This is a genomic window from Robinsoniella sp. RHS, assembly GCF_001029355.1.
Lineage (GTDB): Bacteria > Bacillota > Clostridia > Lachnospirales > Lachnospiraceae > Robinsoniella > Robinsoniella peoriensis.
The window spans coordinates 1-9,818 of record NZ_JNGB01000140.1; the positions used below are offsets into that span (position 1 = coordinate 1).

Annotated in this window: 7 protein-coding genes; 6 read left to right on the top strand and 1 reads right to left on the bottom strand. The window is 42.6% G+C overall.

Translation table 11 applies throughout. From position 1 onward, the window contains the following. Nucleotides 1–897 (bottom strand): hypothetical protein (locus RHS_RS26015; protein ID WP_047834816.1); only part of this gene is annotated, 897 nt, incomplete at its 3' end. Between the two features lie 303 nt (nucleotides 898–1,200). On the opposite strand from RHS_RS26015, the gene RHS_RS26020 reads away from it, so the two are divergent. The 6 genes from RHS_RS26020 to RHS_RS26045 form a co-directional block, all read left to right on the top strand. Further along, nucleotides 1,201–2,586: an ABC transporter substrate-binding protein gene (locus RHS_RS26020; protein ID WP_027295379.1), complete on the top strand. Its 1,386-nt coding sequence runs from the start codon at nucleotides 1,201–1,203 to the stop codon at nucleotides 2,584–2,586. 91 nt (nucleotides 2,587–2,677) lie between these two features. Continuing rightward, nucleotides 2,678–3,544 carry a carbohydrate ABC transporter permease gene (locus tag RHS_RS26025; RefSeq protein WP_027295378.1) on the top strand — a complete coding sequence of 289 codons (867 nt, stop codon included), beginning with the start codon at nucleotides 2,678–2,680 and terminating at the stop codon, nucleotides 3,542–3,544. Beyond that, a complete protein-coding gene (locus tag RHS_RS26030) occupies nucleotides 3,544–4,380 on the top strand; it encodes a carbohydrate ABC transporter permease (RefSeq protein ID WP_052377905.1) in 837 nt (278 codons plus the stop codon). The genes RHS_RS26025 and RHS_RS26030 overlap by 1 nt, the downstream gene beginning before the upstream one ends. Before the next feature lie 21 nt (nucleotides 4,381–4,401). Next, nucleotides 4,402–7,203, top strand: coding sequence for a glycoside hydrolase family 38 C-terminal domain-containing protein (locus RHS_RS26035; RefSeq protein ID WP_047834817.1), 2,802 nt, complete (start codon nucleotides 4,402–4,404; stop codon nucleotides 7,201–7,203). A 49-nt stretch (nucleotides 7,204–7,252) separates the two neighbouring features. Beyond that, complete coding sequence (locus RHS_RS26040; RefSeq protein WP_044297170.1) at nucleotides 7,253–8,239, top strand: HAD family phosphatase; 987 nt, start codon at nucleotides 7,253–7,255, stop codon at nucleotides 8,237–8,239. 29 nt (nucleotides 8,240–8,268) lie between these two features. After that, nucleotides 8,269–9,818, top strand: a 1,550-nt coding sequence (locus tag RHS_RS26045) for a right-handed parallel beta-helix repeat-containing protein (protein WP_047834818.1), incomplete at its 3' end; no start/stop codon positions are given.

Genomic DNA, 9,818 nt, shown 5'->3' on the forward strand with positions numbered 1-9,818 from the left:
CAGAATGATTTTCTGGATAATACCCCAGATGTTTTTCATTAGTTTTTCATCAGAGACAGCGCTGATGATTTTCAGACCGGACAGGCTGACTGATTTGTTAGACAGGATATCTTCCTCCGGCAAAAATCCTTTCTTGTAATTAAGGTTAATGTAAGAAGGATTATTCGAATAAATTATTTTGGAAGATCCGTTCACCACAATATATTCCCCGTCCGCAGCGTTGTCAATTTCATTGTATGTGGCACTGATTTCCCGGGGAGAAAAGTTCATCATCAGGTATCCGGTAACGATTTTTTTCGTTGGATAATTCATGTCATACAGCTTGCCTATAAATGTCACTACTTCAGAATTTTCTTTGGATGACTGGGGGATATAAGGAGGAGCTGCATCATAAATAGTGGTAAGTGTCTCCGAAGTATTTTTAAAATCTTTGATGTAAGGCAGTTTATTATAATCATAGCTGATAGAAATCTTACGACTGCTGACATTGGAATAGGAAAAGGCATTTTTTCCGTCGGACGTAAAGAGGATGGTGTCCTGAATCATGTGATCCGAGTAGCACAGGGCAGTCAGGTAATCTGTTATTTTATTCAGATTATTCGATTGATAAATATCAGCCGAATTGGATCTGGTGGATGAAATAATATTTGCAATATGGTCTGTGGAGTGCATTAAGATTCGCTGGTTGTACATCATATTATATTTGTCCAGCATAAATTGTTCAATTCTTTCGGCTGCTTCGCTGACCAGAAGCTGATCCTTGCCCTTGATGTTAATCGTAAAATTAATTAGCTGAAATGAGCTGGTAGCCAAAGAACACAGGATAATGAGTAAAATTGTTGCAAAGGAGATTTTGCTAAAAATACTGGTATTTTCTATCCGTTTTTTTATTTTCATGACACACTCACTTTCTGTCTCTTTGTATAATATTTGAATCAATACTATATTAAATATATAGAAATTGCAATATGACCTGCAATTTTCGAAAGAGTTCTATAATTTGTGAAATTGTAACCCTCTGATTTATGAAATATAATGTAGTCATCAAAGCAAACCGGTGAGTTACGATCAAGTCGAAGACCCCGCGCAGAGAGCTGAGGGGGCTTTGACCCTCGCGGCAGCAGTCATGTGGACAGGCAGTCATACCTACTTGGCTCGTTGCCCGCGGGAATAAAAAAGAGATAAAAGGAGGATACAGTTTTGAAAAGAAGAAGAAAAATAATAGCAATTTTACTGACCGCATGTATGTCAGCAACATTTATTGCAGGATGCGGTGGCGGAAAAACCCAGACGAATGCAACTACAGGAGAAACAAAAGAAGCAGCAACAGCAGGGGAGACAAAAGAGACGTCTGCGGCAGCTGATGAAACAAAAGCAGCGGATACTGCAGCGGCAGATGATACCGGAAGTGAAGGACAGACTACGATCACCTTTGGTGTTTTTGAGACAGATAATATCACGGCAGAGATCTGGCAGGGAATGATTGATTCATTTGAAGCAGCCAATCCGGAAATTAACGTAGAGAAGGTTCTGGCAACCGGTGATGACCGTGCTTCCTTCTGGAAAACCATGTTAAGCAGCGGTAATTTCCCGGATGTTGTAATTGAGGCAGAACAGTTGGCAACAATGGAAGGTATTTTTACTGAGGTACCCCAGGATGTTCTGGATCTCTTTGAGGAATCTGCACTGTGTACCTATAATGGAAAGAGCATAACCGTACCAAGTTTTAAACAGTATAAAATGCAGTGTTATTATAACAAAGCAGTATTCAATGAACTGAAGCTGGAAGAGCCTAAAACCTGGGATGAATTTATGAATGTGTGTCAGACCATTAAAGATGCAGGCAAAGTACCGTTAATGTGCGGCGGAACCGGCGATATCTGGGCAACGGGAGAACCATTCTGGATTGCAGAAGGGGATACGGCTTTATTGTCTAAATACCCGAATTTTAACCAGGAATTAAAAGAAGGTAAAAATACATGGAATAATGAGACAACGGTTGACGTTCTGACGAAGTGGCAGGACATGGTTAATAAAGGATATTACTATGAAGGTGCTATGTCATTAAGTTACAGCCAGGCTTCCGAAGAGTTTAAGAAGGGAACAGCAGCTATGATGGTTGACGGTTCCTGGCAGGCAGCAGGCCTGGACGGAGAAAAGAATGAAGACTTTGGCGTATTTTCAGTTCCAACTATGGATGGAAGCGAAATCTGCGTTGCAGACTGTTCCTACTGGGGCGTTTCTGAGACATGTGAGAATAAGGATGCTGCTTTCCAGTTCATCAAATATGTGTTTGATGAAAATCAGGAAGTATATAAGACATACCTGCAGTCAGACGGCTTATATTCTACTACAAAAAAAGCAGTATCTTACGAACAGGGACCGGTTACTACAAAGTTCTTAGACAATACTTCCGGATGGAACACCGTTCAGGAAATTATAAAACTTCCGGGCGAATTTGCAGTTCCAAGTGGAATGCAGTCTTATATGGATAAATCATTCCAGAATATTTTTAACGGAGCAGATGTAAAAGCGGAAGTGGAAAACTGGGATGTTGAATATCAAAGATTACTGGATGCGCAATAAAACGAAATTTGAATAGAACAGGGCTGTTGTAGATTCAAACAGAAAAGATGGATTTGCAGCAGCTTTTCTTAAATAATATGAGGTGTTTAAAATGAAAAAAAGTAAAATGTCCCTTGGCTTTGCCGCACCGGCATTTATAATCTATACTGTTTTACTTGTAATTCCTATTTTTATGGCTTTTTATTTCAGTTTGAATAAGTGGAACGGTTTCAATGCAATGGAATTTCTGGGACTTGAGAATTATCTGAATGTATTCCGGGATGCCAGATTGGGAAATGCAGTAAAGAATACTGCTGTTATTTCCGTTGTAGTAGTCGTTCTTGTAAATATACTTGGTTTATTTTTAGCAATGCTGGTAAATACAGCTTCTGCAAAGAGTAACGTTTTTAGAATTATCTTTTTTGTTCCGTTTGTATTAAGTACCGTGGCAATCTCCTTTGTTTGGAAGAGTATTCTTTCCTATAATGGTGTACTAAATGGTATTCTCAGTGCCCTGGGATTGTCGGATCTTGTTGGTAACTGGCTTGGAAGTCAGGGGTCGGCAATTGTATGTATTATCATTGTAGAAATCTGGCGCACACTTGGCTATCATATGATGCTGTATCTTGCAGCGCTTCAGACAGTGCCTCATGAATTATACGAAGCATGTACCGTAGATGGCGGGAACCGTTGGAAAAAATTCCGTAACGTAACCCTTCCGCTTATTATACCGGGCATGTCGGTGAGTTTTTTGATGAGTATTATCAATGAACTTCGTATGTACGACGTCGTGAAGATTATGACAGACGGTGGTCCCGGTTACGATACGGAAACGGTAGTATATAATATTGTTTCCCAGGGCTTTTCCAATAATATGGTAGGTTACTCTTCTGCAATATCAGTTGTATTATTCCTGGCAATCGGAGCAATCTCAATCTTCATTGTCAGTGCCATGAATAAAAAGGAGGTGGAAATGTAATGCATTCTATGAAAGCGAAAACCAGGGCGGTAAATATTTTTCAGACCGCTTTTCTGTTTATTCTGGCAATCATAGTGATTCTGCCTATTTACATAGCTATAGCCAATACCTTTAAGGACTCCGGCATCATTCTGGATCAGCCGCTGACCCTTCCGATTCCACCTACGATGGAAAATATTATCAGTGTATTACAAAGCCCGAATACCAATTTAGTGGAGATGTATACCAATTCCATTATCCTAATGGTGGCTGGAACGGTAATAACGGTAATCGTGTCTTCCCTGGCGGCTTATTATCTGGCAAGGGTGAAGTCCAGGCTCTCCGGTATGCTCCGGGTGTATTTCCTGATTGGAATCATGGTTCCTTATGTTATCGTTTATCTGCCTTTGTGTATTTTACTGCGGAATATGGGTATCCCGTTTGGAGTACCTATTCTGATTCTGGTATTTGTATCCGGTAATATTTCCTTTGCTTCTTTTATGTATACCAATTATGTGCATTCACTGCCTATAGAGTTGGAAGAAGCGGCATCGATTGACGGAGCGACCAGGTTCCGTATATTCTGGTCCATTTTGTTTCCACTGCTTCGGCCCTGTACGGCAACTATTGCAATCTTCGTAGGTCTTGGAATCTGGAATGACTTTCAGACACCGCTGCTGCTGGGACAGGTTAGGACGATTACCGTAGGTATTTATACTGCTATTGGTCCCCATTCTGCAAACTGGGGAATTGTATTCGCCTATGTATTTTTTGCGGCAATGCCCGTTATTATTGCATATCTTTGTGCACAGAAGAATTTTGTCAGCGGACTGACTATGGGAGCGTTGAAAGGTTAAATAAGAGAAGGAGTTTTGTATATGGATAAAAAAGGTTATGTAATTACACATACGCACTGGGATCGGGAATGGAGGTATCCAATCTGGGAAAGCAGAATTTATCTGGCGGAAATGCTGGATGAGTTGCTGGATGTGCTGGATACCCGATCGGATTATGTAAGTTTTCTCTTTGACGGACAGAGCGTATTCTTAGAAGATTACCTAATGATTCGTCCGGAGAATAAAGAGCGGTTAGAAAAGCATATTCGGGACAGACGGCTTTTGATCGGACCATGGTATACCCTTCCGGATCTGTATCCGGTCAGCGGAGAAAGCCTGGTAAGAAATCTTCTAAAAGGAGATCAGGTCTGCGCCCGGTACGGACATAAATTAAATGTGGGCTATGAATCTTTTGGATGGGGACAGCCCAGTCAGTTTCCTCAGATATACAAAGGCTTTGGCATTGATTTAGTCATTGTGGCAAAAAGAGTAAATGAGAGAAAAGCACCGGAGAGTGAGTTTATCTGGGAAGGTAAAGACGGTACTCAGGTACTTGCCAGCAGGCTTGGAGAGGACGCCCGTGCCAATTTCTATATGAATACCTATATGGAAGCCATGAGCGGAAGGGCATACAAGTCAGATGAGTTCCGCTACGACTATGGGAATACAAGACTTTATCACAGAGCAGATAAAACCGGAAGTGAACAGGATTTCTTTATGCTCAGCCACAGGGAAGAGGTTCATGAAGAAAAACTGAAAGAGCTTGCCCTTTATTCCTGGAATGCCATGAATGCCAGCAGGTTAAAAAATGACCGGGTTTTAATGGATGGATCGGATTCCACCTGTGCACAGACCAGGTTACCGGAATTAATTGATAAAATAAATGAAGTTCTAAAAGAAGAGGGTATCACACTATCCCATACAAATATGGAAGATTATGCGGCACTTTTAAAGGAAAAGCTGGCAGGGGAAGACCTAAGAGTCATTAAAGGGGAACTGAGAGATGGTCCGGCACCTTCCGTGTCAGCCAATGCACTGATGACCCGCTACCCTGTGAAAAAGAAAAATAAATCGGCAGAAAGCATCCTGATGGATATGGCAGAACCGCTTTCAGTAGCCGGGGTATTGATGGGAATGAATTATGACAGGAATTACCTTAATATAGCCAGAGACTATCTGTTGGGTTCCCAGTCCCATGACAGCATTAATGGCGTTGTACAGGAGAAAACGGTCAGAGATGTTATGTACCGTCTGGATCAGTGTACAGAATTATCCGAATGTGTAAATGATCAGGTCATCCGCTATATTGCTTCCAATATATCCGGAGCAGATTTTCAAAAAGAAGATATCCTGGTTCTCCTTGTTAATCCTCTTCCTGCAAAAAGAAATGAAGTGGTGGAACTGGTAATTGATACACCGGAAGAACAGAATATCTGGGATTTTGATGTGTACAGTATGGATGGGAAGAAATTAGAAAGTGCCCATATTTCCAGAAAAGAAACAGTAACACCTGCAGTCAGCCGCCATACCAGGCCGGAACCTTTCTATGCGGACCGCCATGAACTTATCCTGGAGACAGGTGAAATACCTGCAGGAGGATATAAAACAGTGAAACTGGTACCCAGGCAGAAATTTGCCAGAAAGCAGAAATTCTGGCCGGCAACCCGCATGAGCGATGGCAGGGAGCTTGGAATAGGTGCCTGTGTCATGGAAAATAAATATCTGAGGGCCAGCGTCCAGCCAAACGGTACAGTGAAATTGCTGGACAAGGAAACGGGATTTGAAACAGGTGAGCTCAATTACCTGGAAAGCGGCGGCGATATCGGTGATTACTGGATTCATTATCCGCCTTATCATGATCAGATATTCTCAAGCCGTGGAACCTCTGCAGATATCTGGATGGAAGAAAACACACCCCTTCAGACCAGCATCTGTGTTTCATATAAGTTCCGGGTCCCGGCATTTAGCCTGCGCCCCGAAGCAGGAATCCAGGGAGAAAGCAAGAGAAGCAGTGAAATGACAGACCTTTTGGTTGCTATCCGTTACATATTGAAGAAAGATGCAAAAAAGCTGGATGTAATTCTGAAGGTAAGAAATACTGCAAAGGATCACCGGCTGTCGGTAAACTTTAATGCAGATGTCATAGCTGAAGGTGCATCTGCCGGAGGACATTTCTGCGTGGACTATAGAAATGCAGCTGCAGACAAGGAAGAAAACGGACTCCGTTATACAGAGATGGATAAACTGCCGATGCAGGGATTTGTGGATATCAGTGATGGGAACAAGGGATTTGGAGTAGTCTCACAGGAATTTATAGAATACGATGCTTCCCGTAAGGGAATTTTATCCTGTACATTATTCCGGGCGGTAAGAAATATGATCTGTACCGAGTTCCGCAGTGGATCTTCTTATCCGTCGCAGGAGGGCGGACAGCTCCAGGAAGAAATGGAATACCGCTATGGATTAACGGTTCACAGAGGCAGTTGGGAAGAAGCCGGATTGCAGGAAGAGAGCAGGCGCCAGAGAATTCCTGTTCTGCCGGTGCAGTTCAGTACGGATTATGAAAATACAGGATTTTTACCGAATGAAAAGAGCTTTTTTGAGGTCAAAGGAGCACAGGCATCCTGTATCAAGATGGGGGAAGACAGGGACGTCTTCATTCTTCGTATCTACAATCCATGTACAGAAACAAAAGAGGCAGCGCTGATATTTGACCGTCCTGTAAAAGAAGCATATCTGGTTAATATGAAGGAAGAAAGAATTACGGACCTTACTTATGAGGGAACCGCTTTGAACCTGGAACTGGGACCGGATAAAATTATGACAGTTGAAGTAAAACTTTAAAGTAAAGTTGTTGAGAAAAAATATAAGAAACAGAAAGGGTGCCATATAAATGGAAAAATGGATTCCGGGAATAGGAACGTTAAAAAATGCTGGTGATTTTATACCGCTGGAAGTAAGCGATGGAGGACCCTTTAAAGTTGGGGAAGACGGTGTAAAGGAAATTCTGGGTACAAAAGACGGCAAGACAGAATTTGCCGTGTATCAGGATAAGACCTTATGCTATGTGAAGTCTCTAATGGGTTATCCGGCAATTTATCCCATGATGGAACCGGTATTTGAAGGTCCGGCAGAAGCATTGTTGATGGATTTGGATGGAACCAGTGTCCGGAGCGAGCAGTTCTGGATGTGGATTATTGAGAAGACTATGCAGAGGCTGATGGGAAATGCAAGTTTTGGTTTATCGGATGAGGATGAGCCCTTTGTATCAGGACATTCAGTATCGGAACATTTACAGTATTGTATTACAAAGTATTGTCCAAACCAGAAGGTAGAAGAAGCAAGAACTTTTTATTATGAAATCGTCGAAGATGAAATGCAGAAGATTATGAAAGGCCAGGGGAAAAAGGGAGCGTTTGTTCCGTCTCCCGGTCTGAAGGACTTTCTTATGGAACTGAAGGCTGAACACATTAAGATCGGGCTGGTAACTTCCGGCCTTTACAATAAGGCGATACCGGAAATTGTATCTGCGTTTGATGTAATGGGGATGGGAGATCCATTTCAATTCTATGATACCATTATCACTGCAGGAACGGCTTTCCGGCAGGGACAGGCAGGAACGCTCAGTGAGCTTGCCATGAAGCCGCATCCCTGGCTGTACGCTGAGACTGCCAGAGTAGGACTTGGAATTATGCCAAAGGAAAGAAACAGGGTTATAGGAATGGAGGATTCTTCCGCCGGGGTACTTTCCCTGCGCCTGGCAGGATTTTCAGTTATAGGAATTGGAGGTGGAAATATAGAAAAAGCAGGAGTCAGCGGGTTGTGTCTGAAAGAGTATGATCATCTGTGCGATGCACTGCCTCTTATTACAGGAAAATAATCAAAGTTATGAAAAAGGAGAAAAAGCTTATGAGGAAAAAGTTAGTAGCAGGTTTGTTATCTGCAGCAATGTTAGTAAGTTCTGTTTCGGGAGTTGCAATGGCAGAGCAGGCAGAAGTAAGCAGCAGCCAGGTAATGGCTGAGATCTATGTCTCGGCCCGAACAGAGCCTGGAACAGGGGACGGGTCAGAACAGAATCCTTTTGCCAGTATGGAAGAAGCAAGACTGGCGGTGCAGGGATTAAATGATCATATGACCGGAGATATCGTTGTTTATTTTGATGATGGGGAATATCTTCTGGATAGTACGGTTGCATTTAACCAGGAGGATTCTGCAAGTAATGGACACAAAATAATTTACAAAGCAAAAGAACCCGGGAAAGCAGTACTCACCTCCGGACTGGAGGTTACCGGGTGGGAAGATGCAAATGATGAAAAACGTCCGGGGCTTCTGGCAGCGGATGCGGACATTGATAATACCAGACAATTTTATGTGGATGGAGAAATGGCAGTCCGTGCAAAAGGAAAAATAAAAGGTGAAATGGTCCGTAGCGGAGAGAAAACCACGTATACTACATACAATGGAAACCATGATGCTTATACGGGCTTTCGCTGTGCCAATACGGATATTCTAAACTGGAGAAATCCCGACAATATTGAATTTATCTGGGATATCAGCTGGGCACACCGGATTTCACCTGTAACATCAATTACAAAACTGGATGAAAACAACAGTTTTATTGAAATGGAGTGGGATTCCTTTAAAACCGGGCAGATTGCAGGTGGAGTCCAGATTAACAGAGGACCTGATTACGTGGAAAATGCCTATGAACTGTTGGATGAACCGGGGGAATGGTACTTTGACAGCCAGGAAAAGAAGATCTACTATATGCCAAAAGCAGGACAGGAAATGAGCCAGACACAGGCCATTATTCCAAGTGTGGAAAATTTAATTACACTGGAGGGAAACCTGGATGAAAGCGTGTCAGATATCAGCTTTGAAGGCTTTGGATTTTCCTATAATACCTGGCTCTATCCCAGTGCAAAGGGGTGGCCGGAGCAGCAGGCTAACTTTGCCCATGATCCCAAAGAAGATTTCAACATGCATGCATATTCTCTGGCACCGGGAGCGGCAATTGTTACTAAGATGGCAAAAGGAATTACCTTTGACCGCTGTACATTCCAGAACCTGGGTTCAGCCGGAATCAATATGCTGGATGGTTCTGTGGGCAACACAGTAAAAAATAGTGTATTTAAAGATATATCGGCAGGCGGAATACTTGTGGGAGGGGTCAGTATTACCGAAGCACATCCTTTGATGCCCGGAGATACTGTTGAGAACCATATTAAAAATAAAACACCCCATGATGAGCGTTTAATAGTAAAAGACAATACGATTACAAATAATTACTTTAACGGAATCGGTACGGAATATAAGGGAAGCATTGCCGTTGTGGCAGGCTATACGGATGGAACTGTTATTACGAATAATACAATTCGTGACGTGGCTTATTCCGGTATTTCCGTAGGCTGGGGCTGGGGATACTGGGAGCAGGGCGGACGTTATAAACCGGACGGCAC

Excerpts from the sequence above, each read along its gene's own strand:
- RHS_RS26025 (WP_027295378.1), top strand. The coding sequence starts at position 2,678 with ATGAAAAAAAGTAAAATGTCCCTTGGCTTTGCCGCACCGGCATTTATA.
- RHS_RS26030 (WP_052377905.1), top strand. The coding sequence starts at position 3,544 with ATGCATTCTATGAAAGCGAAAACCAGGGCGGTAAATATTTTTCAGACC.
- RHS_RS26035 (WP_047834817.1), top strand. The coding sequence starts at position 4,402 with ATGGATAAAAAAGGTTATGTAATTACACATACGCACTGGGATCGGGAA.
- RHS_RS26040 (WP_044297170.1), top strand. The coding sequence starts at position 7,253 with ATGGAAAAATGGATTCCGGGAATAGGAACGTTAAAAAATGCTGGTGAT.